The sequence below is a fragment of the Pseudomonas sp. S35 genome (assembly GCF_009866765.1).
GTDB lineage: Bacteria > Pseudomonadota > Gammaproteobacteria > Pseudomonadales > Pseudomonadaceae > Aquipseudomonas.
Map to the genome: position 1 here is coordinate 598503 of NZ_CP019431.1, position 23855 is coordinate 622357.

General features: G+C 61.4%; 22 protein-coding genes. 16 read left to right on the top strand and 6 right to left on the bottom strand.

All coding sequences use genetic code 11. The annotated features are described in order from the left end of the window. Positions 1-70 precede the first annotated feature (70 nt). Complete coding sequence (locus tag PspS35_RS02530; protein WP_174244779.1) at positions 71-781, top strand: ABC-type transport auxiliary lipoprotein family protein; 711 nt, start codon at positions 71-73, stop codon at positions 779-781. Positions 782-949: 168 nt separating this feature from the next. Here PspS35_RS02530 and PspS35_RS02535 read toward each other — a convergent pair whose 3' ends face one another. Continuing rightward, a complete protein-coding gene (locus PspS35_RS02535; RefSeq protein ID WP_159932649.1) occupies positions 950-2476 on the bottom strand; it encodes an AhpA/YtjB family protein in 1527 nt (508 codons plus the stop codon). Between the two features lie 133 nt (positions 2477-2609). On the opposite strand from PspS35_RS02535, the gene serB reads away from it, so the two are divergent. Next, positions 2610-3824 (top strand): phosphoserine phosphatase SerB, encoded by a 1215-nt coding sequence (serB, locus tag PspS35_RS02540; protein WP_159932650.1) that lies wholly within the window; start codon positions 2610-2612, stop codon positions 3822-3824. A 55-nt stretch (positions 3825-3879) separates the two neighbouring features. Here the strand turns inward: serB and asd are convergent, their stop codons facing one another. Genes asd through PspS35_RS02555 form a run of 3 tightly spaced genes read right to left on the bottom strand, consistent with a single transcriptional unit; the run spans position 3880 to position 7164 of the window. Continuing rightward, positions 3880-4740, bottom strand: coding sequence for an archaetidylserine decarboxylase (asd, locus tag PspS35_RS02545; RefSeq protein WP_159932651.1), 861 nt, complete (start codon positions 4738-4740; stop codon positions 3880-3882). Positions 4741-4755: 15 nt separating this feature from the next. Then, entirely contained in the window at positions 4756-5571 is an 816-nt protein-coding gene (rhdA, locus tag PspS35_RS02550) for a thiosulfate sulfurtransferase (protein WP_159932652.1), read from the bottom strand. Between the two features lie 57 nt (positions 5572-5628). Then, positions 5629-7164 (bottom strand): HDOD domain-containing protein, encoded by a 1536-nt coding sequence (locus tag PspS35_RS02555; protein ID WP_159932653.1) that lies wholly within the window; start codon positions 7162-7164, stop codon positions 5629-5631. 167 nt (positions 7165-7331) lie between these two features. On the opposite strand from PspS35_RS02555, the gene motA reads away from it, so the two are divergent. Beyond that, positions 7332-8183 carry a flagellar motor stator protein MotA gene (gene motA, locus PspS35_RS02560; protein ID WP_099583685.1) on the top strand — a complete coding sequence of 284 codons (852 nt, stop codon included), beginning with the start codon at positions 7332-7334 and terminating at the stop codon, positions 8181-8183. Positions 8184-8186: 3 nt separating this feature from the next. Continuing rightward, the gene (gene motB / locus PspS35_RS02565; RefSeq protein ID WP_159932654.1) at positions 8187-9203 is read left to right on the top strand and encodes a flagellar motor protein MotB; all 1017 of its coding nucleotides are present in this window, start codon (positions 8187-8189) and stop codon (positions 9201-9203) included. Positions 9204-9298: 95 nt separating this feature from the next. Here the strand turns inward: motB and rsgA are convergent, their stop codons facing one another. After that, positions 9299-10330, bottom strand: a complete 1032-nt coding sequence (gene rsgA / locus PspS35_RS02570) for a small ribosomal subunit biogenesis GTPase RsgA (RefSeq protein ID WP_003171340.1) — start codon at positions 10328-10330, stop codon at positions 9299-9301. Positions 10331-10438: 108 nt separating this feature from the next. Here rsgA and orn point away from each other — a divergent pair, with 108 nt between their 5' ends. Next, entirely contained in the window at positions 10439-10981 is a 543-nt protein-coding gene (gene orn / locus PspS35_RS02575) for an oligoribonuclease (protein ID WP_150674920.1), read from the top strand. A 182-nt stretch (positions 10982-11163) separates the two neighbouring features. Then, positions 11164-11781, top strand: a complete 618-nt coding sequence (locus tag PspS35_RS02580; RefSeq protein WP_172833454.1) for a trimeric intracellular cation channel family protein — start codon at positions 11164-11166, stop codon at positions 11779-11781. Here the strand turns inward: PspS35_RS02580 and queG are convergent. Beyond that, positions 11778-12842, bottom strand: a complete 1065-nt coding sequence (queG, locus tag PspS35_RS02585) for a tRNA epoxyqueuosine(34) reductase QueG (RefSeq protein WP_159932655.1) — start codon at positions 12840-12842, stop codon at positions 11778-11780. The two genes, PspS35_RS02580 and queG, sit on opposite strands and share 4 nt — an antisense overlap. Before the next feature lie 63 nt (positions 12843-12905). On the opposite strand from queG, the gene PspS35_RS02590 reads away from it, so the two are divergent. From PspS35_RS02590 to PspS35_RS02635, 10 genes are all read left to right on the top strand, one after another. Next, complete coding sequence (locus tag PspS35_RS02590; protein WP_159932656.1) at positions 12906-13766, top strand: NAD(P)H-hydrate dehydratase; 861 nt, start codon at positions 12906-12908, stop codon at positions 13764-13766. After that, positions 13754-14224, top strand: a complete 471-nt coding sequence (gene tsaE, locus PspS35_RS02595; protein ID WP_159932657.1) for a tRNA (adenosine(37)-N6)-threonylcarbamoyltransferase complex ATPase subunit type 1 TsaE — start codon at positions 13754-13756, stop codon at positions 14222-14224. The genes PspS35_RS02590 and tsaE overlap by 13 nt, the downstream gene beginning before the upstream one ends. Before the next feature lie 15 nt (positions 14225-14239). Continuing rightward, a complete protein-coding gene (locus tag PspS35_RS02600) occupies positions 14240-15661 on the top strand; it encodes an N-acetylmuramoyl-L-alanine amidase (RefSeq protein ID WP_159932658.1) in 1422 nt (473 codons plus the stop codon). Between the two features lie 14 nt (positions 15662-15675). Beyond that, complete coding sequence (gene mutL / locus PspS35_RS02605) at positions 15676-17574, top strand: DNA mismatch repair endonuclease MutL (protein ID WP_174244853.1); 1899 nt, start codon at positions 15676-15678, stop codon at positions 17572-17574. Beyond that, positions 17574-18545: a tRNA (adenosine(37)-N6)-dimethylallyltransferase MiaA gene (gene miaA / locus PspS35_RS02610; RefSeq protein ID WP_159932660.1), complete on the top strand. Its 972-nt coding sequence runs from the start codon at positions 17574-17576 to the stop codon at positions 18543-18545. The genes mutL and miaA overlap by 1 nt, the downstream gene beginning before the upstream one ends. 94 nt (positions 18546-18639) lie before the next feature. Next, the gene (gene hfq, locus PspS35_RS02615) at positions 18640-18900 is read left to right on the top strand and encodes an RNA chaperone Hfq (protein ID WP_003188059.1); all 261 of its coding nucleotides are present in this window, start codon (positions 18640-18642) and stop codon (positions 18898-18900) included. Positions 18901-18912: 12 nt separating this feature from the next. Continuing rightward, positions 18913-20214, top strand: coding sequence for a ribosome rescue GTPase HflX (hflX, locus tag PspS35_RS02620; RefSeq protein WP_159932661.1), 1302 nt, complete (start codon positions 18913-18915; stop codon positions 20212-20214). Between the two features lie 96 nt (positions 20215-20310). Further along, entirely contained in the window at positions 20311-21486 is a 1176-nt protein-coding gene (gene hflK, locus PspS35_RS02625) for an FtsH protease activity modulator HflK (protein WP_159932662.1), read from the top strand. Beyond that, positions 21486-22352, top strand: a complete 867-nt coding sequence (hflC, locus tag PspS35_RS02630) for a protease modulator HflC (RefSeq protein ID WP_159932663.1) — start codon at positions 21486-21488, stop codon at positions 22350-22352. Before hflK ends, hflC begins: the two co-directional genes overlap by 1 nt. 293 nt (positions 22353-22645) lie before the next feature. Next, positions 22646-23833 (top strand): ATP phosphoribosyltransferase regulatory subunit, encoded by a 1188-nt coding sequence (locus tag PspS35_RS02635; protein WP_159932664.1) that lies wholly within the window; start codon positions 22646-22648, stop codon positions 23831-23833. Positions 23834-23855 lie beyond the last annotated feature (22 nt).

Genomic DNA, 23855 nt, shown 5'->3' on the forward strand with positions numbered 1-23855 from the left:
GCCGAGCGTGTTTAGGTTATTTTTAGTATTACATTGTGGTTCGCCTTGTGGCAGCCACCTGGATGGGATGATGACTGCTCCACGCCTTCCTCTATTTTTGATGCTCGCTGGCCTTCTGGGGCTGGCGGGTTGCAGCACGCACCAGCCGGTGTCGCTGTACCAGCTGGACAGCGGAAGTCCGGCGCAACCTGCACAAAGTGCGGGTATGGCGGTCCTGCTGGGCCCGGTGGTGGTTGCCGACTACCTGCAACGCGAAACCCTGCTGCAACGTCAGAACGACGGCAGCCTGCAAGGTTCCACCGATGGTCGTTGGGCGGGCAGCTTGTCCTCCGACATCAACCAGTTGATGCTGCGCCAAGTGGCCGGTCATCTGGACAGCCAGCGTGTGGTCCTGTCGCCTGCGCCCGCCGGTTTTTCGCCGGATGTGCAGGTGTTGCTGACCATCACCCGACTGGACTCGGGGACATCGCAGCCGGCCATCCTCGATGCGCAATGGCGTTTGATCGACCGTCGTGGTCAGGTGCGCGACAGCCGCATCGTGCATTTGCAGGAAGAACACGCGGGTACCACCGCGTCCCAGGTCCAGGCCCAGGGCGTGCTGTTGCAGAATCTGGCGCAGCAGTTGTCGGTGGCCCTCAAGCCATTGGCCAACCAGCCGCCGATTGCCGAGGCGCCGCGCAAGCAAGCCCCGGCGGTGCAGGCCAAGCCAGCAGAGCCGCAGAAGCCGAAAATGCCGATGGCTACGCCGATCCGTACGGATATGGAAGTGTTCAGGTTCTGATCTGACATCGCCCACAAAAAAGGCCCGCTGATTCAGCGGGCCTTTTTGTTGTACGAATAAATGTGGGAGGGGGCTTGCCCCCGATGGCTGAGTATCAGTTAGCACATCATTAACTGAACCACCGCTATCGGGGGCAAGCCCCCTCCCACATTAGCCCTGCAGTGTTCTTCAGGGCTTGCGGGTCTCATGCATCCGCGCCAACTGCCGCTCCAGCATCGACGGATATGGCTCCATCAATCGCTCCACACAGCTGGCGCCTTCAGGGCTGGCAATCGGGCGGATGCGTGCGCGTTGGCGGATCAGCGAGTCTTCACTGATCTTGCGCTCCACCAGCAGCAGGTTGCGGCTGTGTTGCGACAGGGCCAGGGCGTCCTGGGCGATTTCGGTCAGCAGCAGGTCGATCTGGCTCATGCCAAACAAATCGTCACCCACCGTCAGGCCAAGCTGCAATTGCAGGGTGATGCCGCTGTCGGCCACTTCGATCTGCAGGGCATGGCCCAGGGCGCGCAGCAGCTCGCCGCAGCAGATGGCGTTGGTCAGGTAGTCTTCGCCGCTGTCTTCGCTGTGGAACAGCATCAGCGTGCTGCCGTCGTTCAGGGTGTGCAGTTCGCTCTGGTACAGCGAGGCTGCCTGGTCGAGGCAATCGCGATAGCGCTCCAGCAGTTCGGTCAGGCGTGCACGGGGCAGGCGGCGCAGTTGGTCTTGTGCGCCCAATTGCACGGCCAGTACGGCGCTGTGCTGGGGTTCGGCATTTTTTGCCGGCGCGGGTTTTGGCGCGACAGCCGGGCTGGTGGCTGAAGTGTCACGCAGGTCGGCGAACGGGTCTTCGTCGTCCAGTTCATCTTCTTCGGCCTGGATTACCTTGCGTGTGGCGGGCTTGAGGCCGGCCACCGGGGCGCTTTCGTCGAAGCCTGGGTCACGCAGGTCGCGCACTTCAAACTCGGGTTCGTCGTCGTAATCGCTGTCGTCGAACTCAGGTTCCGGTTCAACCTTGGGTGCTGGCTCCGGGGCGAAGCTGGCGTGCAGTTGGCGGGCGAGGTCGCCGATTTCGTCCTGGCGGTCGGTGGCCGGGGTGTGTTCGTCGATATCGCGCAGCCAGATGCGCAGTTGCATCAACGGCGTGGAGATATGCCGGCCCAGGCGCAGGCTCAAAGCCAGTGCCAGTGCCAGCAGGATCGCGCTGAGGATGCCCATGCTTTGCAGGCTGATGGTCATCGGTTGCTGGAATTGCTGCATGTCCAGGCTGATGCGCAGTTGGCCGGCCTTCACGTCCTGGAACGTGATGTTGCTCTGGTACAGGCCTTCGGCTTCACCCAGCAGGCCGTTTTTCGGGCGCTGCCCGGCTTCGGCCATGATGCGGTTGTCCACGCTGTAGATCGCGGCGTGGGCCACCAGCGGGTTCTTGGTCAGGTTGTTGAGCAGCACGTTGAGGCTGAGGATGTCGTTGGACACCAACAGCTCGGTCGCCGAGGTGGCGGTCTGGGTGGTCAAGCTCTCGCCCAGGGCGTCGGCTTGCTCGTGCATGGCCTGTTTGAACTGCAAACCCATCACGCAGGCGTAGATCACCAGGGCCAGGGCGACCAGGATCACATTATGGCTGGCGATGCGTAATGCGATCGGTACACGGCGGTGGCGCAGTGCCCGGAAGATCAGCAGGAAGAAGTTATCGGTTTTTACTGGCGTGGGCCGGTTCACTTGCGCTCGGCTCTCGGTCCGTGAAGTTGACGCGCAGTATAGCGACAGGCCCAAGACCGGCAAAGCGCTGGCTGTGCCCGATGGTCACTGAAAGTGGGTAGAATGCGGTTTTTTTCCAGCCTGGGGGTGCGCCTTGCGCGAAATTGTCCTGATTAACATCACAGGGGTTGACCGTCCGGGTCTTACCGCAGCCATTACCGGTGTTCTGGCCCAGGGTGGTGTGAACATTCTCGACATCGGCCAGGCGGTGATCCACGACACCTTGTCGTTCGGCATCCTGGTGGAAATCCCGAGCACCGAGCAGGCCTCGTCCGTGCTCAAGGACATCCTGTTTACGGCGTACAAGCTGGATCAACAGGTGCGTTTCACTCCGGTGTCCGAAGAGGACTACCAGCACTGGGTGGCGGGTCAGGGCAAGAAACGCCACATCGTGACGCTGTTGACCCGCAAGGTCACCGCCGAGCAACTGCAGCGGGTCAGCTCCATCACTGCGCAGTACGGGTTGAACATCGATCATATCGACCGTCTGTCGGGCCGCATGCCGTTGGACACACCGGCTGATCAGGGCAAGGGTTGCATCGAGTTCTCCGTGCGCGGCGAGCCGGCCGATCCGCAGGCCTTGCGCGCGGAATTCCTCAGCGTGGCCCAAGAGCTGAACGTCGACATCGCCTTCCAGGAAGACTCGCTGTTCCGTCGTAACCGTCGACTGGCGGTGTTCGACATGGATTCCACGCTGATCGAAGCTGAAGTCATTGATGAACTGGCCAAGGCTGCGGGCGTGGGCGAGCAGGTTTCGGCGATCACCGAACGTGCGATGGCTGGCGAGCTGGACTTTCGTGCCAGCTTCAAAGAGCGCCTGGCGCTGCTCAAGGGTTTGGACGTTAGCGTCTTGGACTCTATCGGTGCCTCGCTACGCCTGACAGAAGGTGCCGAAACCCTGTTCGCCGAACTCAAGCGCCTAGGCTACAAAACCGCGATCCTGTCCGGCGGCTTCACCTACTTTGCCAAGCAATTGCAGGCCAAGCTGGGCATCGACTATGTGTTCGCCAACGAGCTGGAAGTGGTGGACGGCAAGGTCACAGGCGTGGCGGTGGAGCCGATCGTCGACGCACAGCGCAAAGCGGATTTGCTGAAGGAGTTGGCCTACAAGGAAGGCTTGCGTCTGGAGCAGACCATTGCAGTCGGCGACGGCGCGAATGACTTGCCGATGCTGGCGATTGCCGGGTTGGGTGTCGCGTTCCGCGCCAAGCCGTTGGTGAAGCAGTCGGCCAAGCAGGCGATTTCGACGTTGGGGCTCGATGGCGTGCTGTATCTGCTGGGCTTTCGCGACCGAGACGGGCAGCTCTAACTGAGTGTGGGAGGGGGCAAGCCCCCTCCCACATTGGATCTTTACAGGTCTGGAATTAGGCTTTCGGCAGTGCGATGCCTTGGCCCATCTGCACCGGCGAACCCGCCACCAGTTCTTCAGCCCACTTAACCTGATCCGGCCCAAACAGCACAATCGCGGTCGAACCCAGCTTGAAGCGACCCAGCTCTGCACCTTTCTCCAGGTGAATCGGCGCGCGTGCCGCTTCGTCGTAGCGCAAGGTTTTCAGTTCGCGCTTCGGTGGAGTCACCAGGCCAGCCCATACGGTTTCAATCGACGCGACGATCATCGCACCCACCAGCACTACGGCCATCGGGCCGCGTTCGGTGTCGAAGATGCAGGCAACACGCTCGTTACGCGCAAACAGATCCGGCACGTTTTCGGCGGTGGTTTGGTTCACCGAGAAGATGCGGCCCGGGATATAGACCATTTCCCGCAGGGTGCCCGCCAGTGGCATATGCACGCGGTGGTAGTCCTTCGGCGACAGGTACACAGTGGCGAAATCGCCGCCCATGAACGGTGCCGCTACCGCCGCATCGCCACCCAGCAATTCCAGCACGCTGAAGCTGTGACCCTTGGCCTGGAACACACGACCGTGCTCAATCGGCCCCAACTGGCTGACCGCGCCATCGGCTGGGCTGAGTATTGCGCCCGGGGTTTGATCCAGTGGGCGGGCGCCGTCCTTGAGGGCGCGGGTGAAGAAGGCGTTGAAGTGCTCGTAGGCGGTCACGTCTTCAACCAGCGCCTGGGACATGTCCACTTGGTAGCGCTTGGCGAACCAAGTGGTGAAGGCGTTCTTGAACCAGCGTACGCGGCACTCGGCAATGCAGCCGGCCAGGCGCGACAGCAAATGGTGCGGCAGCAAGTATTGGCTGAGGATAAACAACTGCTTTTTCATAACTGTCCTTAAACCTTAAATCTCAACGGGGGTGTCGGGGTGGTTGCCCCATTCGCCCCAGGAACCGGCATAACCTTTGACTCGCGGATAACCGAGCGCCTTGGCCACCAGGTAGGTGAAGCCAGAGCGGTGGTGAGTCTGGCAGTGGGTGATGATTTCTTTGTCTTTGGTCAGCCCGAGGCCTTCGAGGATCTGCGGCATGTCGCGGCGGATACGCAGGTTGCGGGCCTTGTCCATGCCAGCGGTCCATTCGAAGTTCACGGCACCTGGGATGTGCCCGCCTTTGGCTGCAAGCACCTTCTCGCCGCAATATTCCAACGGGCCGCGTGCGTCCCAGATACCCAGGTCGGCTGCGCCGAGGCGGCTTTGCAGGTACTCGCGAGTGGCGGTGGGGCCGTCGTGCAGCGTGAGGCTGACCGGGCCGCCGACAGGGGCGGGCACTTCAGTGGAAACCGGGTGTTTGTCTTCGAGCCACGCCAGCAGGCCGCCGTCGAGGTAGTGGTATTTCTGGTGGCCGATCACGTCGAGCAGCCAGATAAAACGCCCGGCCCAGCCGCCGCCTTCGTCGTCGTACACCACGTAGGTGGCGTCGGGCGTGTGGCCCAGTTCGCCGAACAGCTTTTCCAGGTCGGCCTTGTTGGGCAGCAGGCCGGGTGCCGGTGGCTGGCCCAGTTGGGTGCGCTTGGGATCAACGAAATGCGCGCCGGGGATATGCCCTTCGGCGTAGCGGGCGGCGCTGGTGAGGTCCACCAGAATCAGGTGTTCGGCATCCAGGCGACTCAGCAAGTCGGCAGATTCGATCACCAGCGGCAAGCCAGAGAAGTCAGGCATGTGAGGTCTCCTGGGCACAAATGTTGGCGATAAAGGACGACGATTGTAACGCAAGCATCAGGCGCTGCGGTTGGTAAAGCTGTGCAGGGCTTTCTCGATGCATTGGGCGGTTTTGCCGAACGCCTGTACGGTGGTTTCCGAGAACGGCCCGCCGCCCTGGTCGGCAACCATCACCATCACCACGCGGCCATTGCAGCTCATCGAGCGCAGCAGCAGGTGTTCGCCGGTGAACAGGCGGCGCAGGATCGGCGGCAGCAAGGCTGAGAACTGCGCGTGGTTGTCCGGCGTCAGGCGAACCTGGGCGGATTTCTCCAGCAGGCGCTGCAACAGCGTGCTGTTGACCACGTCCAGGCTCAGGTTGGCGGCGTCTTTAGGCAGGCCATCTGCCTGGTGTACGCGCAAGGTGCTCAACGCGCGGTCGGCCATGAACAACAGGACCCGCTGCATGCCGCTGGCCACCAAGGCTTCTTTGGCGCAGGTGGTCAAATGCATGGCGTTGGCAAAGCGGCTCGGCTCCACCAGCAGTTCGGTGCAGCGGTTGCGCCAGACCGCCAAGGCTTCGGCAGTCGGTGGCGGCGCAGGCAGCAGGCCGCGATGAATCTTTTGCACATGCCACGGCCAGATCAGCGACAGCGCCGGGTGCCAGAGGTCGGGCATCAGGGTGGTGCGGGCGCTGGTGACGGCTTGCTGGTGAGCCTGTTGCTGTACCTCGCTCAAGGGCTGTTGCAGGTACAGGGCGGTGAGGTATTGCCAGCGTTGGGTGTGCGGGCAGGTCCAGGACTCCTGGGCCGACATCGCCAGGCCGTTGGCCAGCAGCACGGTATTGGCCGGCTGGTTCAGCCAGCGGCGCAGGTTGGGTTCGGCGTCGAGCAATTGCTGGTGACGCAACGGGTCGTCCTCGCGGGCGATATGCAGCGCCTTTACCAGCAGTCGTTGCTCGCGCAGCAGCAGGTTATAGCCCTGGGATACCCAGATTGGCAGGTGCCACGCTTCGGTCAGGCCCAGGCACAGGTCCAGCAGGCGCACGCCGAACAGTTCCTGCTCGACCTTGCGTGCCGACTCGCCCTTGTGGATGACGCGCAGTTCCCATTCTTCAAGGAGCTTGGGGTAGGCAACGGCCATCGGCCACAGGGGTGACAGAAACAGCAGGCTGCCCCAGTGAATGTCTTGCCACAGTCGCGCCAGGCGGCTGCCAAACAGGCCGTTGGCTTGTTGCGACGCATGCTGGCTCACCAGCAACAGCTGGCGCAGCGCCACTGGAATCTCGTGGGCCGGCACAGAAGGCAGGCGCGCCAGCAGTTCTTCGGCGCGCTTGAGGCCCAGGCGGTTGAGCGCCACTTCGAGGTTTTCTGCCGGTTCCGCCAGGCTGCCGTGGGTATGGCTGTTGGCCTCGCGCATCACGCTGAGCACCAGGGCCGGGCTGTTTTGCATCAGTTCGGCAATATCTCGCAACGAACTGCGGCTGTCGCGGATGGCTTTGCACACCCGGTCATGGCTGGCCTGTGGAACAGGCAGCAGCACGTCGTCCAGGCGCTTGATCCAAGCGGCGAGAGAGAGGGGTCTTACAGATGGGACTGTCGTTTCATTAGCCATGATTGGGGCGCGATCATCACTTGCGGTCAACACGCCCGGAGCGGGCCGAACTGGCTTTTCGCCTTAACGGGCTATAGTCTGGCGCAGTTTTGCCGATAAGAGGAACAAGAGTTTTCCAGTTCCCCCAAATATGTCCATGAACCCGACGGCGCAAGTACTCATCTCCTATGGCTAAAATTATCGGCATTATCGTCGTCTTCGCGAGCGTGCTCGGCGGGTACGTCTTGTCCCACGGTAAAATTGCGGCACTGATCCAGCCTTTCGAGGTGTTGATCATTGGTGGTGCGGCACTGGGCGCTTTCCTGCAGGCCAACCCCGGCTACATGACCATGCACGTGGTCAAGAAGTCGCTGGCCATGTTCGGTTCGCGTTTTACCCACACCTTCTACCTGGAAGTGCTGGGCCTGGTTTACGAGATCCTCAACAAGAGTCGTCGCGAAGGCATGATGGCCATCGAGGCTGACATCGAGGACGCCGCCGCCAGCCCGATTTTCGCCAAGTACCCGGCCGTGCTCAAAGACGAGCGCATGACCGCCTACATCTGCGATTACCTGCGCATCATGTCCTCCGGCAACATGGCCCCCCATGAGCTCGAAGGCCTGTTCGACATGGAATTGTTCAGCCTTAAAGAAGAGCTGGAGCACCCGTCCCACGCCGTGACCGGCATCGCTGACGGCATGCCCGGCTTCGGTATCGTTGCGGCGGTACTCGGTATCGTGGTGACCATGGCGTCCCTGGGCGAAGGCGACCAAGCGGCCATCGGCATGCACGTTGGTGCGGCGCTGGTGGGTACCTTCTTCGGTATTCTCGCGGCCTACGGCTTCTTCGGCCCGCTGGCGACCTCCCTGGCTCACGATGCCAAGGAAGAAATCAACCTGTACGAATCGATCAAGGCCAGCCTGGTAGCGTCCGCCTCCGGCATGCCGCCATCGCTGGCGGTGGAGTTCGGTCGCAAGGTGTTGTACCCGAAACATCGGCCAAGCTTCGCCGAGCTGGAACAAGCGGTTCGCGGTCGCTAAGCCATGGAAAACAACCAGCCGATAATCATCAAGCGCGTCAAGCGCTTCGCTGCGGGGCACCATGGTGGTGCCTGGAAAATCGCCTTCGCCGACTTTGCGACGGCGATGATGGCGTTCTTCCTGGTGCTGTGGCTGATGTCCACCGCCACGCCCGAACAGAAGATCGCCATCGCCGGCTACTTCAAAGACCCGATTGGCTTCTCGGAAAGCGGTACGCCGTTCGTGATCGACCTGGGCGGTTCGCCGCAGTTGGCGCCTGAGCGCACCATCAACCCAGAGGTCAAGACCGAAGCGCCTCAGGAAAACATCCCGATCGAGCGCGACACTGTCGAAAGCATGGCCGAGCAGGTCGAGCAGGAACGCCTGGAGCTGTTGCTGCAAGAGTTGCAGACCAAGGTGGATGAAAATCCGCAGTTGCTGAAATTCAAGGATCAGATCTCGTTCGAGATCACGCCGGAAGGCTTGCGTATCCAGATCACCGATGCCGCCAACCGGCCGATGTTCGATTCCGGCAGTGCACGCTTGAAGCCGTACTTCGAAGACATCCTGCTGGCCATGGCTGACACCATCAAGGCGGTGCCGAACAAGATCAGCATCAGCGGCCACACCGACGCCAAGCCGTATGCTGGCCAGGGTGATTTCGGTAACTGGGAACTCTCGGCCAACCGCGCCAACGCCGCCCGTCGTGCGTTGGTGGCAGGCAGCTACCCGGACCCGCAAGTGGCGCGCGTGGTGGGGTTTGCTTCCTCGCAGTTATTTGAGCCCAAGGATCCGTTCAACCCAATCAACCGGCGGATCGACATCGTGGTGCTGACCAAAAAGGCCCAGCGCGCGATTGAAGGTGATCAGCCGCCCGCTGCGCCAACCCCAGGCGCTGGCGCACCCGGCGAAGTACCGGGCGACCCGAACGCCATCCCGCCAGGGCAGGAGCCGTTGCCGGCCCACGAGCTGCGGCAGAAGCTGAACCTGTTTGATGATGGTGGGGTGAAGGACCCTACGGTGCCTAAGGCAGGTTCCTAAGCAGCACATGCAAAAAGGCCGCGATGATCGCGGCCTTTTTGTTTCTGCCCTATGGGTGAGCTTTCTGTGGCGAGGGAGCTTGCTCGCCACAAGGGTCAGTAACTGCTCTCCGGGAGACTCGCAATAATCGAACGATAGCTGTTCATCCGCTGCTGCTGCACGCGACCGTCTTCCAGCGCCTTGAGCAGTGCACAGCCTGGCTCGCGATCATGCTTGCAATCGCGGAAGCGGCACGTACCGATCAGGTCGTTGAATTCGATGAAGCCCGCTTCCACATCGCTGCGGCTGACGTGGCCCAAGCCGAATTCACGAATGCCGGGGGAGTCGATCAACTCGCCGCCGCCGGGGAAGTGGAATAACCGCGCGGTGGTGGTGGTGTGGGTGCCCTGGCCGGACAATTCCGACAGCGGGCCTACACGGGTGTCGACTTCCGGTAGCAAGCTGTTCACCAACGATGACTTGCCCACGCCGGACTGGCCGACAAACACACTGATACGCCCGTCCAGTTGCTGTTGCAGCTGTTCCATGCCATTGCCGTGGTGCGCCGAAACTTCCAGCACCGGATAACCCAGGGTGCGGTAGACCGCCAGCAGCGCATTGAGCGCCGGGGCGTTCTGTTCGTCGATCAGGTCGAATTTGTTCAGCAGCAGCAACGGGCGAATGCCGGCATGCTCGGCGGCTACCAGGTAGCGGTCGATCAGGTTGGCATGGGGCTCGGGCAGCGGTGCGAACACGATCACGATCATGTCAACGTTGGCCGCTACCGGCTTGAGCTGGCCGCGGCTGTCGGGACGACGCAGTTCGGTGGTGCGCGGCAACTGGGCGACGATCACGCCGATACCCTGGTTGCCCGCACGCCACACGACTTTGTCGCCAGTGACCAACGCCGGTAGGTTGGCGCGCAAATGGCAACGGGACACAGAGCCCGCCAGTTCGCCTTCCAGCGCCTCGACTTCGACCTGCACACCAAAGTGCGCGATCACCAGGCCCGTTTGCTCGGGGCCCAGGTCGCCGCCCTCAAGCGCTTCCACGGCGGAGGATTCACGTTTGGCGGCGCGAGCGGCGCGTTCGCCTTGAATCTTTTCGATGCGCCAGTTTTGGCGACGGTTGAGCTGGCGTTTGGCCATTGGTGTTCCGTGTCGATAATGCAAAGGTTGGGTGAAACGGTCGCGAGTCTAGCACGGCCCCGCCTGCTAAACTGCCCGGCTACGCCAAGGTGCCAAGAGAATCAAGCCATGCAAAACCCACAGAACCTGATTTGGATCGATCTGGAAATGACCGGTCTGAACCCCGACACCGACGTCATCATCGAGATGGCGACCATTGTCACCGACAGCAATCTCAATACCTTGGCCGAAGGTCCGGTGATCGCCATCCACCACAGCGACGCGGTGCTCGCCACTATGGACGAGTGGAACACCCGCACCCACGGCAATTCCGGCCTGACCCAGCGTGTGCGCGACAGCCGCATCAGCATGGCCGAAGCCGAAGCCGAAACCATCGCCTTCCTGGAACAGTGGGTGCCCAAGGGCAAGTCGCCGATCTGCGGCAACAGCATTTGCCAGGATCGGCGCTTCCTCTACACCCACATGAAGGGGCTGGAAAGCTACTTCCACTACCGCAACCTCGACGTGTCCACGCTCAAAGAGCTGGCTGCGCGCTGGGCGCCGGAAGTCAAAGACAGCTTCCATAAAGGCAGCACTCACTTGGCGCTGGATGATATTCGCGAGTCGATTGCCGAGTTGCAGCATTACCGCAAGCACTTCATCAAGGCCTGAAACCGTAGCGACTGAACTGACGCCATCGCAGGCAAGCCCGCTCCCACATTTTGATTTGTGAACACATGCCAAATGTGGGAGGGGGCTTGTCCGCGATTGCGGCGGCGCGGTTTATCGCCAAGCGCCCCCTTTTGGTGCCATCACCAAATGATTAGACTGCCGGCCTCCCTGCAAGGATCGCCATCATGCTGCTGATGCTCTACCTCATCGCAATCACCGCCGAAGCCATGACCGGTGCGTTGTCCGCCGGCCGGCGCGGTATGGACTGGTTTGGCGTGGTGCTGATTGCCTGCGTGACGGCGCTGGGGGGCGGTTCGGTGCGGGATGTATTGCTGGGGCATTACCCGCTGACGTGGGTCAAACACCCGGAATACCTGGTGCTGACCTCGGTGGCGGCGCTGGTAACGATCTTTATCGCGCCGCTGATGCGCCGCCTGCGCTCGTTGTTCCTGGCATTGGACGCCTTGGGCCTGGTGGCCTTCACGCTGATCGGCTGCATGACCGCCCTGGAAATGGGCCACGGCATGCTGGTGGCGTCGGTCAGTGGTGTGATCACCGGTGTCTTCGGCGGCATCCTGCGGGATATCTTCTGCAATGACATTCCGCTGATCTTCCGCCGCGAGCTGTACGCCAGCGTGTCGTTCCTGGCAGCCTGGTTCTACCTGCTCTGTCTGTATCTGGAGTTGCCCAGCGAGCAGGCGATTCTGTTGACATTGTTCAGCGGTTTTCTACTGCGGCTGCTGGCTATTCGTTTCCACTGGGAAATGCCCAAGTTTGTCTACAACGACGACGTGCACTAGCGCGTAGCGTGTTGGTTGAGGGCCCATTGCACATGTTCGCGCACCAACTCCGAGGGGTAATCGCGGCGCGCCTTCAAGGCTTCCAGCACTGGAATGCTCGACGGCGCATTGCCCAGGCCCACGGCCAGGTTGCGCAACCAGCGCTCGTAGCCGGCGCGGCGCAGGGGTGAACCTTCGGTGCTGCTGAGGAATTTATCCTCGTCCCACATAAACAGTTCGGCCAGCTCTGCGTTATCCAGGTTATGGCGGGGCTTGAAATCGCTCTCGCCGGTGTGGCGGGCGAAACGATTCCACGGGCAAACGATCTGACAGTCATCGCAGCCGAACACCCGATTGCCGATCAGCGGGCGCAGGTCTTCGGGTATCGCGTTCTTCAGTTCGATGGTCAGGTAGGAGATACAGCGCCGGGCGTCCAGTACATAGGGGCCGACGAAGGCATTGGTCGGGCAGATATCCAGGCACGCCGTGCAGCGGCCGCAATGTTCAGTGCTGTGAGGTTCATCGACCGGTAGCGGCAAATCGACAAACAGTTCGCTCAGGAAGAAATAACTGCCCGCCTTGCGATTGAGTACCAGCGTGTTTTTACCGATCCAGCCCAGGCCGGCTTTTTCAGCGATGGCTTTTTCCAGTACCGGGGCGCTGTCGACAAAGGCCCGAAAGCCGAACGGGCCGATTTGTGCCTGGATGCGGTCGGCCAGTTGCTGCACGCGCTTGCGGATCAGCTTGTGATAGTCGCGGCCCAGGGCGTAACGGGAGATGTAGGCTTTTTCCGGCTTAGCCAGCAACTGCGCCATTTGGGTATCGCCTGGCAGATAATCCATGCGCAGCGACACCACGCGCAGGGTGCCCGGTACCAGTTCTTCGGGGTGGGAACGTTTGCTGCCATGGGCGCCCATGTAGTCCATCTCGCCGTGGTAGCCCGCGTCGAGCCAGCGTTGCAGGTGCTGTTCATGCTCGGCCAGGTCCAGGCCGCTGATGCCGACTTGTTGAAAGCCCAACTCGCGGCCCCAGTCTTTGATCGATTGGGCGAGGGCGGGCAGATCGGAGGTAATAGCAGGCATGAGACACGGGAAACCGCAGGTTAGATGCGTATAATTCTGCCAGACATCGGAGCTTGAAGACGCATGCCGCAGACAAATCACGAAATAACCGACGTTCAGTCACTGTTGCCCGGCCATTTGCCGCAACTGGCTGCGCGTTCCCCCAGCGCCCGTAAAGGCCAGTTCGGCCACTTGCTGGTCATTGGCGGCGACCGCGGCTTTGGCGGCGCGGCGCTGTTGAGCGCGCAAAGTGCATTGCGCAGCGGTGCGGGCATGGTGTCCCTGGCGACCCGCCTTGAACATGTGCCCGCCGCGTTGGCGCGCTTGCCGGAAGTCATGACCGTGGGCGTGAGTTCGGCCAACCAGCTTATGGGCTTGCTGGAAAAAATCTCGGTCATTGTCATCGGTCCGGGCCTGGGTGAGGCGTCTTGGGGTAAAAGCCTGATATCGGTTGCCGCGAACGCGCAGCTGCCGCAGGTGTGGGACGCAGACGCGCTGAATCAGTTGGCTACCGGCACGGTGAGTCTTCCGAGCGGTAGCGTGATTACGCCGCATCCGGGCGAGGCTGCGCGCTTGTTGGGCGTTTCGACAGCCGAGGTTCAGGCCGATCGCCTTAAGGTGGCGCGCGCGTTGAGCCAGAAATTCAAGGCAGTGGCTATCCTCAAGGGTGCTGGCAGTTTGATTGCCTGCCCCGATGGGCGTGTTTCCCGTTGTGACCAGGGCCATCCGGCGATGGCGGCGGCGGGCCTTGGCGATGTACTGGCCGGGCTGGTGGGCGCGCTGATGGCCCAAGGCATGCCGGCCTATGAGGCAAGCTGCCTGGCCGTGTGGTTGCATGCTACGGCGGGGGATCGCCAGGGCAGCCTGGGTCGCGGCTTGGCGGCCAGCGACCTGATACCTGCCATTCGTCAATTGTTGGAGGAGCAGTCGCCGTGCCTGAAGTAATCCTTTTGCTGGCCGATGAAGACGCCATGGTCGCGTTGGGTCATCGCATTGCGCAGGTCACGGGCGGAGCGGGGCTGATCTTTCTCGAAGGTGACCTGGGGGCGGGCAAGACCACACTCTCGCGTGGGATTATCCGGGGCTTGGGCCATAAAGGGGCGGTGAAGAGCCCGACGTTTACCCTGGTTGAGCCCTACGAGATCGGGACCGTACGGGCCTTTCACTTCGACCTCTATCGGCTGGTCGACCCTGAAGAGCTGGAGTACATGGGCATCCGTGATTATTTCGACGAAGACGCACTGTGTCTGATCGAGTGGCCAGATAAAGGCACAGGCTTTTTGCCAAAGCCGGACCTGACCATTACCATTACGCCGCATGAATCAGGACGTCAGCTGAAGTTGTTGCCCCAGAGCCCGCGCGGTCAATCGTGGTGTGCCGCTCTGGCATTGAAATTCAAATAATTGGTGGGGTTAGGTATGCGCTTTCGCGCGTTGGTTGCTGTCGTAGGGGTGTTGCTTGCGGCAATGACTGTCAATGCTCTGGCTGCTTCACAGGTGAAGAGTGTTCGCCTGTGGCGAGCGCCGGATAACACGCGACTGGTGTTCGACCTGTCTGGCCCGGTCCAGCACAGCGTCTTTACCCTCACGGCGCCTGATCGGCTGGTGATCGACATCAACGGTGCGACCCTGGCCGCGCCGCTGAAGGTGTCTACCGCCAACACGCCGATTACCGCCATGCGCTCGGCCCAGCGCACGCCGACCGATTTGCGGGTGGTCATCGACCTGAAAAAAGTCGTGACCCCGAAAAGCTTCTCCCTGGCGCCGAATGCCCAGTATGGCAACCGGTTGGTGGTCGATCTGTTCGACAACGCCGCCGATGCCGCACCGCCGCCTGCGCCGACGCCGGCCGTGGCGACCGTGCCCGCCGTGCCGGTCAGCCCGTCGCAGCCCCAGGTCAAGTTGCCGCCGCCACCACCCACCCCGGCCGGCAAGCGCGACATTATCGTGGTGATCGACGCCGGCCACGGCGGTGAAGACCCGGGCGCCTCCGGCTCGCGTGGCCAGCATGAAAAAGACGTGGTATTGGCCATTGCCCGTGAGCTGCAACGCCAGATCAACGGCATGAAAGGCTACCGCGCCGAGTTGACCCGTACCGGTGACTACTTCATCCCGCTACGCGGCCGTACCGAAATCGCCCGCAAGAAGGGTGCCGACCTGTTTGTGTCGATCCACGCCGATGCGGCGCCGTCGACCGCCGCGTTCGGTGCGTCGGTGTTTGCCTTGTCTGATCGTGGTGCGACCTCCGAGACAGCGCGTTGGCTGGCCGACAGTGAAAACCGTTCCGACTTGATTGGCGGCGCCGGCAACGTGTCCCTCGATGACAAGGACAAGATGCTCGCTGGCGTACTGCTCGACCTGTCCATGACCGCCTCGCTGACCTCCAGCCTGAACGTAGGCCAGAAGGTCTTGAGCAATATCGGTCGCGTGACTTCGTTGCATAAACAGCGTGTGGAGCAGGCCGGGTTCATGGTGTTGAAGTCGCCGGACATCCCATCGATCCTGGTGGAAACCGGGTTTATCTCCAACGCCAACGAAGCCTCCAAGCTGGCCAGTGCCAGCCATCAGCAGGCATTGGCGCGCTCCATCAGCGCCGGCGTGCGCCAGTTCTTCCAGCAGAACCCGCCGCCGGGCACCTACATCGCCTGGCTGCGTGACTCCGGCAAGATCGCCCAAGGCCCGCGTGACCATCGCGTACAGCCCGGCGATACCCTGGCAATGCTGGCCGTGCGCTTCCAGGTGTCGGCCGCGACGTTGCGCAGTGCCAACAGCCTGAAAACCGATGAGTTGAAAGTTGGCCAGGTGTTGACCATTCCTGGCACTGAATTGGCGGCGCAGTAATGAGCGAATCAACCTTGAACAGCGGGTCGCGCATTGAATTGCTCAGCCCGCGACTGGCTAACCAGATTGCCGCGGGTGAGGTCGTCGAGCGCCCTGCATCGGTGATCAAGGAACTGCTGGAAAACAGCATCGACTCCGGCGCCAAGCGCATCGATGTGGATGTGGAGCAGGGCGGCGTCAAGTTGCTGCGGGTGCGCGATGACGGTAGCGGCATCTCTTCCGATGACCTGCCGCTGGCCCTGGCCCGCCACGCCACCAGCAAGATTCGCGACCTGGAAGACCTTGAGCGGGTGATGAGCCTGGGGTTTCGCGGTGAGGCCCTGGCGTCGATCAGTTCCGTGGCCCGCCTGACCCTGACCTCCCGCACCCGCAGTGCCGAGCAGGCCTGGCAAGTGGAAACCGAAGGCCGCGACATGGCGCCGCGGGTCCAGCCGGCCGCGCACCCGGTGGGCACCTCGGTGGAAGTGCGCGACCTGTTCTTCAACACGCCGGCGCGGCGCAAATTCCTCAAGGCTGAGAAAACCGAATTCGATCACCTGCAAGAAGTCATCAAGCGCCTGGCCTTGGCCCGCTTTGACGTGGCGTTTCACCTGCGGCACAACGGCAAGACCATCCTCAGCCTGCACGAAGCCCATGACGACGCTGCGCGTGCTCGGCGTGTGTCTGCGATTTGCGGTGGTGGGTTCCTGGAGCAGGCGCTGCCGATCGAGATCGAGCGCAATGGCTTGCGGCTTTGGGGCTGGGTCGGGTTGCCGACGTTCTCCCGCAGCCAGGCGGACTTGCAGTATTTCTTTGTGAACGGCCGTGCAGTGCGCGACAAACTGGTGGCCCATGCGGTGCGCCAGGCGTATCGCGATGTGCTGTTCAACGGGCGGCATCCGACGTTTGTGCTGTTTTTCGAGGTCGACCCTTCGGTCGTCGACGTCAACGTGCACCCGACCAAGCACGAAGTACGCTTCCGTGATGGGCGCATGGTGCATGACTTCCTGTATGGCACGTTGCACCGCGCGTTAGGCGATGTGCGCCCGGATGATCAGCTGTCGGCGCCGATCGTGACGGCGATGGTGCGTCCCAGCGGCCCCGAAGCCGGTGAATTCGGTCCCCAGGGCGAGATGAGCCTGGCGGGTAACCTGTTGCAATCGCCGCAGCCGCAGCCTGCGTATACCGCACCGGGTTCCGGTTCGGGTGCGGGTTATCAGTACCAATACACGCCGCGCACGCAATCGGCAGTGCCGGTGGCCGAAGCCCAGGCGGCCTATCGTGAATTCTATGCGCCGCTGCCGGGTGCCGAGCCGGGCGCAGTGGCCTTGCCGGAAGGTGGCGGTGATATCCCGCCGCTGGGTTATGCGCTGGCGCAGCTCAAAGGTATCTACATCCTCGCGGAAAACGCCCACGGCCTGGTGCTGGTAGACATGCACGCCGCCCACGAGCGGATCATGTACGAACGTCTGAAGATCGCCATGGCCAGCGAGGGCCTCAGCGGCCAGCCGCTGCTGGTGCCGGAATCCTTGGCGGTCAGCCAGCGTGAGGCCGATTGCGCCGAAGAGCACCACGGCGTGTTCCAGAAGCTGGGCTTCGAACTACAACGCCTGGGCCCGGAAACCCTGGCTATCCGCCAGATTCCGGCGCTGCTCAAGCAAGCCGAAGCCAACCGGCTGGTGGCCGATGTACTGGCGGACCTGATGGAGTACGGCACCAGTGACCGTATCCAGGCGCATATCAACGAACTGCTCGGCACTATGGCCTGTCATGGCGCCATCCGCGCCAATCGCCGCCTGGCGTTGCCGGAAATGAACGGCCTGCTACGCGACATGGAGAACACCGAGCGCAGCGGGCAATGCAACCATGGCCGACCGACCTGGACCCAGATGGGCCTGGACGATCTGGACAAACTGTTCCTGCGCGGCCGCTGATGAGTGCCTTGCCCCCCGCGATTTTCCTGATGGGCCCCACGGCCGCCGGCAAGACCGACCTGGCTATCGAGCTGACCAAGGTGTTGCCCTGCGAGCTGATCAGTGTTGACTCTGCCCTGGTTTACCGGGACATGGACATCGGCACGGCCAAGCCCTCCAAGGCATTATTGGCCCAGCATCCGCACCGCCTGATCGACATCATCGACCCCAGCGAGAGCTATTCGGCCGCCGATTTTCGCACCGATGCCCTTGCTGCCATGGCCGAGATCACCGCGCGGGGCAATATCCCGCTGCTGGTCGGCGGTACGATGCTCTATTACAAGGCTTTGCAGGAAGGCCTGGCAGATATGCCGCCGGCTGACGCCCAGGTGCGTGCCGAACTCGAAGAAGAGGCTGCACGCCTTGGTTGGCAGGCCCTGCACGATCAGTTGGCGGCGGTGGACCCGGTGTCTGCCGCACGTATTCACCCCAATGACCCGCAGCGCCTCAGTCGCGCCTTGGAAGTATGGCGTGTGAGCGGCGAGACCATGACTGAACTGCGGCGCAAACAAACTGCGCAAAGTGCTGACGCAGGCGCATCTGGACAGTCACAATTGCCCTATACTGTGGCGAATCTGGCCATTGCTCCGGCAAATCGCCAGGTGCTGCACGAGCGAATTGCACAAAGATTCACAATTATGTTGGAACAGGGGTTTATCGACGAGGTCGTAGCACTGCGTTCACGAGGTGACCTGCATCCAGGGCTGCCTTCGATACGTGCTGTAGGCTACCGCCAAGTCTGGGATCATCTGGATGGCAAGCTGACGTCAGCCGAAATGCAGGAGCGCGGCATCATTGCCACGCGCCAATTGGCGAAGCGCCAGTTCACCTGGCTGCGCAGCTGGAGCGATTTGCACTGGTTGGACAGCCTGGACAGCGACAATCTGTCACGCGCCTTGAAATACTTGGGAACGGTCTCCATATTGAGCTGAGTCCTTGCAATTGCCGTCTATCCTTGGGGGTGTGACGGCCATGAGCTATCTATTTTCCGATTTTTTATTATTGATCCTTAAAGGAGTGCGGCACATGTCAAAAGGGCATTCGCTACAAGACCCTTACTTGAATACTTTACGTAAAGAGAAAGTGGGGGTTTCCATCTACCTGGTCAACGGTATCAAGCTGCAAGGCACGATCGAGTCGTTCGACCAGTTCGTGATCCTGCTGAAAAACACCGTCAGCCAGATGGTTTACAAGCACGCTATCTCGACAGTCGTTCCAGTTCGTCCAATCCGTCTGCCTAGCGCAGCTGGCGACGAACAAGGTGACGCTGAGCCAGGTAACGCCTGATAGGAGTCTCCTTTGTTCTTTGAGCGCCACGGTGGTGGTGAGCGAGTGATCCTCGTTCACTTGGATGGACAGGACCCTGAGGCGCGCGAAGATCCGCAGGAGTTTCAGGAGTTGGCAAATTCGGCCGGCGCCGAGACCGTTGCGTTTTTTAACGTACCGCGTCATCGGCCAACCGCCAAATTTCTGATTGGCAGCGGCAAGGTCGAGGAACTGCGCGACCTGGTCCATGCCGAAGAAGCCGATCTGGTGATCTTCAATCACACCCTCACGCCCAGTCAGGAACGTAACCTCGAACGTGTTTTCGAGTGTCGCGTGATCGACCGTACCGGCCTGATCCTCGATATTTTCGCCCAACGCGCCCGTACCCATGAAGGCAAGCTCCAGGTCGAACTGGCCCAGCTTGACCACATGAGCACCCGGCTGGTTCGCGGCTGGACTCACCTTGAGCGTCAAGGTGGCGGTATCGGCATGCGTGGGCCGGGTGAAACCCAGCTCGAAACCGACCGACGCTTGCTGCGGGTTCGCCTGCGCCAGATCAAGGGCCGCCTCGAAAAAGTACGCAGCCAGCGCGAGCAATCGCGACGTGGGCGTTCCCGTGCGGATATCCCTACCGTGTCCCTGGTGGGTTATACCAACGCAGGCAAGTCCACGCTGTTCAACAACGTGACCAAGTCCGACGTGTACGCGGCTGACCAACTGTTCGCCACCCTCGATCCGACCCTGCGCCGTCTGGACATTGGCGACCTGGGGCCGATTGTGCTGGCTGACACCGTGGGGTTCATTCGTCACTTGCCCCACAAGCTGGTCGAGGCATTTCGGTCTACGCTCGAAGAGTCGAGCAATTCCGATCTGCTGTTGCACGTGATCGATGCGGCCGAACCGGATCGCATGTTGCAGATTGAGCAGGTGATGGTGGTACTGGGCGAGATTGGTGCCCAGGACTTGCCGATCCTCGAGGTCTATAACAAACTCGATTTGCTTGAAGGCGTTGAGCCACAAATCCAGCGCGATGAGAACGGCAAGCCCCAGCGGGTCTGGCTGTCGGCGCGAGATGGCAGTGGTCTGGCGTTGCTCGAACAAGCCATTGCCGAATTGCTCGGCAGCGATTTGTTCGTCGGCACCTTGCGCTTGCCTCAGCGTTTTGCTCGACTGCGTGCACAGTTTTTCGAGCTGGGCGCGGTACAGAAAGAAGAACACGACGAAGAAGGTGTCAGCTTGCTGGCCGTTCGGTTGCCGCGCTCGGAGCTCAATCGGCTGGTCAGCCGTGAAGGCGTAGTACCGACAGAGTTCATCGAACAACACACTTTGCAATAAAAGCCTCCGAAAGCGGTTGTGCCGCAGTAGCAGGCATTCTGTAGCATTGGTCGGCGCGCCGTGGGTGCGTCTTTGCTTTATCAGATGGAGAGCGCTATGGCTTGGAATGAGCCGGGTGGCAACTCGAATAATCAGGATCCTTGGGGTGGTAAGCGCCGCAATAATGGCGACCGCAAGGGGCCACCAGATCTCGACGAGGCCTTCCGAAAGCTGCAGGAAAGCCTGAATGGGTTGTTCGGTGGTGGAAAAAAACGTGGTGGTGACGACGGCGGTCGCACAAGCAAGGGCGGCGGCTATGGCCTGCTGGGCCTGGGTCTTGTCGTGCTGGCGTCCGTATGGCTGTACAGCGCCGTCTACGTCGTGGACGAGCAGGAGCAGGCCGTGGTGCTGCGCTTCGGCAAGTACTACGAAACGGTCGGCCCGGGCCTGAATATCTATTTCCCGCCGATCGACAAGAAGTACATGGAGAACGTCACGCGTGAGCGTGCCTACACCAAGCAGGGCCAGATGCTGACCGAAGACGAGAACATCGTCGAAGTGCCGCTGACCGTGCAGTACAAGATCACCAATCTGCAAGACTTTGTGCTGAACGTTGATCAGCCGGAAGTCAGCCTGCAACACGCAACTGAAAGCGCCCTGCGCCACGTAGTGGGTTCCACTGCAATGGACCAGGTGCTGACCGAAGGTCGTGAATTGATGGCCAGCGAGATCAAGGAGCGCCTGCAACGGTTCCTCGATACCTATCGCACCGGTATCACCGTCACTCAGGTGAACGTACAGAGCGCAGCGGCACCGCGTGAAGTACAGGAAGCCTTCGACGACGTGATCCGTGCCCGTGAAGACGAGCAGCGTTCGCGCAACCAGGCTGAAACCTATGCCAACGGCGTCGTGCCGGAAGCGCGTGGTCAGGCCCAGCGCATCCTTGAGGATGCCAATGGTTACCGTGACGAAGTGGTTTCCCGCGCCAAGGGTGAGGCGGATCGCTTTACCAAGCTGGTCGCCGAGTACCGCAAGGCACCTGAAGTCACCCGCGAGCGTCTGTACCTGGACACCATGCAGGAAGTCTTCAGCAACACCAGCAAGGTCCTCGTGACCGGCGGCAAAGGTGGGCAGAACAACCTGCTGTACCTGCCGCTGGACAAGATGATCGAAGGTGGTCGTAGCAGCACCAGCGCACCGGCCTCCGGCTCCAATGCCGCTGCCAATGAAGCGAGCGCCCGTGCGGCCGCTGACTTGCTGCAACAGCAATCACGTACCAGGGAGAGTCGTTGATGAGCAATAAATCGCTGACCGCCCTGATTGTGGGCGTCGTCGTGGTCATCGCTGCCTGGAACTGCTTCTACATCGTGGCTCAGACCGAGCGTGCGGTGCTGCTGCAATTCGGTCGCGTGGTCCAGGCGGATGTCCAGCCGGGCCTGCATGTGAAAGTCCCCTACGTCAACCAGGTGCGCAAGTTCGACGCACGCCTGATGACCCTGGATGCACCGACGCAACGCTTCCTGACCCTGGAAAAGAAAGCCGTGATGGTTGACGCCTACGCCAAGTGGCGCGTCAAGGATGCCGAGCGCTTCTATACCGCGACGTCCGGCCTCAAGCAGCTTGCCGATGACCGCTTGTCACGCCGGTTGGAGTCCGGCCTGCGTGACCAGTTTGGTAAGCGCACGCTGCACGAAGTGGTCTCCGGTGAGCGTGATGCGCTGATGGCGGATATCACCCGTTCGCTGAACGCAATGGCCGAAAAAGAACTGGGCATCGAAGTTGTCGATGTTCGGGTCAAGGCCATTGACCTGCCGAAAGAAGTGAACCGCAGCGTGTTCGAGCGTATGAGCACCGAACGTGAGCGTGAAGCGCGTGAGCACCGCGCCAAGGGTAACGAGCTGGCTGAAGGTATCCGTGCGGATGCCGACCGTCAGCGTCGTGTACTGCTGGCAGAAGCCTATCGCGAGTCTGAAGAGTCCCGCGGTGATGGCGATGCTCAAGCTGCGGCGATCTACGCCAAGGCTTACGGCCAGGACCAGGAGTTCTACGCGTTCTATCGTAGCCTGCGTGCCTACCGTGAAAGCTTCGCGAACAAAACCGACGTCATGGTGCTGGACCCAAGCAGCGACTTCTTCCGCTACCTGGAAAAGTCCAAGTAACCAGCCTGTGATTCTGTAGGATGCGCTCCGTCGGGCGGCTAAAATGCCTGGCGGGGTGATCCTTTCAGAAAACGGGTGTATGATGCGGCAGCCGGGAAATTCCCGGCTTTTTTGCGTCTGCATGTTTGATTCGGCAGGCGTGACAGGTTTTTCGAGGAAAGTGCCCGACGAGGCCGGTTACAGGTCGTTCGTCACGTCGCTCTTGCGCGTGGTTTATGCAGGCGGCGGGTATTTTCTGCTTCACTCAAGGCTCGGCCGAGGGCTGGCCGCCCGGATCAAAGGGGAATGGCGTAATGGCAACGGTAGACCGCTGGCTGCTGCCAGATGGCATCGAAGAAGTACTGCCACCGGAAGCTGCGCGCATTGAAGTAGCGCGCCGCCAGGTGTTGGATCTGTTCCAGAGCTGGGGTTACGAATTTGTCGTGACCCCCCATATCGAGTACCTGGAATCCCTGCTTACCGGCGCGGGCCAGGACCTGGATCTGCGCACCTTCAAGGTCATCGACCCGCAATCGGGCCGGCAAATGGGTTTCCGCGCTGACATTACGCCGCAAGTGGCGCGCATCGATGCGCACACCCTGCGTCGCGAAGGCCCGAGCCGCCTGTGCTACGCCGGCAGCGTGCTGCATGCTCAGCCGCGTGCGTTGTCGTCTTCCCGTAGCCCGATCCAGTTGGGCGCCGAGTTGTACGGTGATGCCAGCCCGAGCAGCGACGTTGAAGTGATCAGCTTGATGCTGGCCATGCTGCAACTGGCTGACGTACCAGATGTCCACATGGACCTGGGGCATGTCGGTATCTACCGTGGCCTGGCCCGTGCGGCCGGTTTGTCCGGAGAAGTGGAGCAACAGCTGTTCGATGCCCTGCAACGCAAGGCCATCGATGAAGTCATCGCCCTGACCGAAGGTGTACCTGCCGACCTGGCCGGCATGCTGCGTGCCCTGGTGAACCTATGCGGCGGCCGTGAAGTGCTGGCGGCTGCGCGTGAGCGACTGGCCAATGCGCCGGCGCCGGTACTGGCGGCGCTGGACGATGTGCTGGCGATTGCCGAGCAGCTGTCGGCGCGCTTCCCGGAGCTGGCGCTGTACTTTGATTTGGGCGAGCTGCGCGGTTATCACTACCACACCGGTGTGGTGTTCGCGGTGTTTGTCCCGGGTGTTGGCCAAGCCATCGCCCAAGGCGGTCGTTACGACGATATCGGCGCCGACTTCGGTCGTGCCCGTCCAGCGACTGGCTTCTCCACCGATTTGAAAACCCTGGTGACCCTGGGGCGTGCTGAGGTCGAGCTGCCGTCTGGTGGCATCTGGATGCCCGACAGTACGGACGCAGCACTCTGGCAGCAGGTTTGCCAGTTGCGCAGTGAGGGTCAGCGTGTTGTCCAGGCCTTGCCTGGCCAGCCATTGGCCGCCGCCCGTGAAGCGGACTGCGACCAGCAATTGATTCTGCAGAACGGGCTTTGGCAAGTATCGCCACTGGCTTCTTGAGTTTTCCTGCCGGCCATCGCCG

What these genes read in the sequence shown, in the direction of transcription:
- rsgA (WP_003171340.1), bottom strand. Translation starts at nt 10,330, where the DNA reads ATGGCCAAACGCCAGCTCAACCGTCGCCAAAACTGGCGCATCGAAAAG.
- PspS35_RS02600 (WP_159932658.1), top strand. Translation starts at nt 14,240, where the DNA reads ATGCGCTTTCGCGCGTTGGTTGCTGTCGTAGGGGTGTTGCTTGCGGCA.
- motB (WP_159932654.1), top strand. Translation starts at nt 8,187, where the DNA reads ATGGAAAACAACCAGCCGATAATCATCAAGCGCGTCAAGCGCTTCGCT.
- motA (WP_099583685.1), top strand. Translation starts at nt 7,332, where the DNA reads ATGGCTAAAATTATCGGCATTATCGTCGTCTTCGCGAGCGTGCTCGGC.
- PspS35_RS02590 (WP_159932656.1), top strand. Translation starts at nt 12,906, where the DNA reads ATGCCGCAGACAAATCACGAAATAACCGACGTTCAGTCACTGTTGCCC.
- hflK (WP_159932662.1), top strand. Translation starts at nt 20,311, where the DNA reads ATGGCTTGGAATGAGCCGGGTGGCAACTCGAATAATCAGGATCCTTGG.
- hfq (WP_003188059.1), top strand. Translation starts at nt 18,640, where the DNA reads ATGTCAAAAGGGCATTCGCTACAAGACCCTTACTTGAATACTTTACGT.
- asd (WP_159932651.1), bottom strand. Translation starts at nt 4,740, where the DNA reads ATGAAAAAGCAGTTGTTTATCCTCAGCCAATACTTGCTGCCGCACCAT.
- PspS35_RS02530 (WP_174244779.1), top strand. Translation starts at nt 71, where the DNA reads ATGACTGCTCCACGCCTTCCTCTATTTTTGATGCTCGCTGGCCTTCTG.
- PspS35_RS02555 (WP_159932653.1), bottom strand. Translation starts at nt 7,164, where the DNA reads ATGGCTAATGAAACGACAGTCCCATCTGTAAGACCCCTCTCTCTCGCC.
- rhdA (WP_159932652.1), bottom strand. Translation starts at nt 5,571, where the DNA reads ATGCCTGACTTCTCTGGCTTGCCGCTGGTGATCGAATCTGCCGACTTG.
- hflC (WP_159932663.1), top strand. Translation starts at nt 21,486, where the DNA reads ATGAGCAATAAATCGCTGACCGCCCTGATTGTGGGCGTCGTCGTGGTC.
- miaA (WP_159932660.1), top strand. Translation starts at nt 17,574, where the DNA reads ATGAGTGCCTTGCCCCCCGCGATTTTCCTGATGGGCCCCACGGCCGCC.
- orn (WP_150674920.1), top strand. Translation starts at nt 10,439, where the DNA reads ATGCAAAACCCACAGAACCTGATTTGGATCGATCTGGAAATGACCGGT.
- PspS35_RS02635 (WP_159932664.1), top strand. Translation starts at nt 22,646, where the DNA reads ATGGCAACGGTAGACCGCTGGCTGCTGCCAGATGGCATCGAAGAAGTA.
- queG (WP_159932655.1), bottom strand. Translation starts at nt 12,842, where the DNA reads ATGCCTGCTATTACCTCCGATCTGCCCGCCCTCGCCCAATCGATCAAA.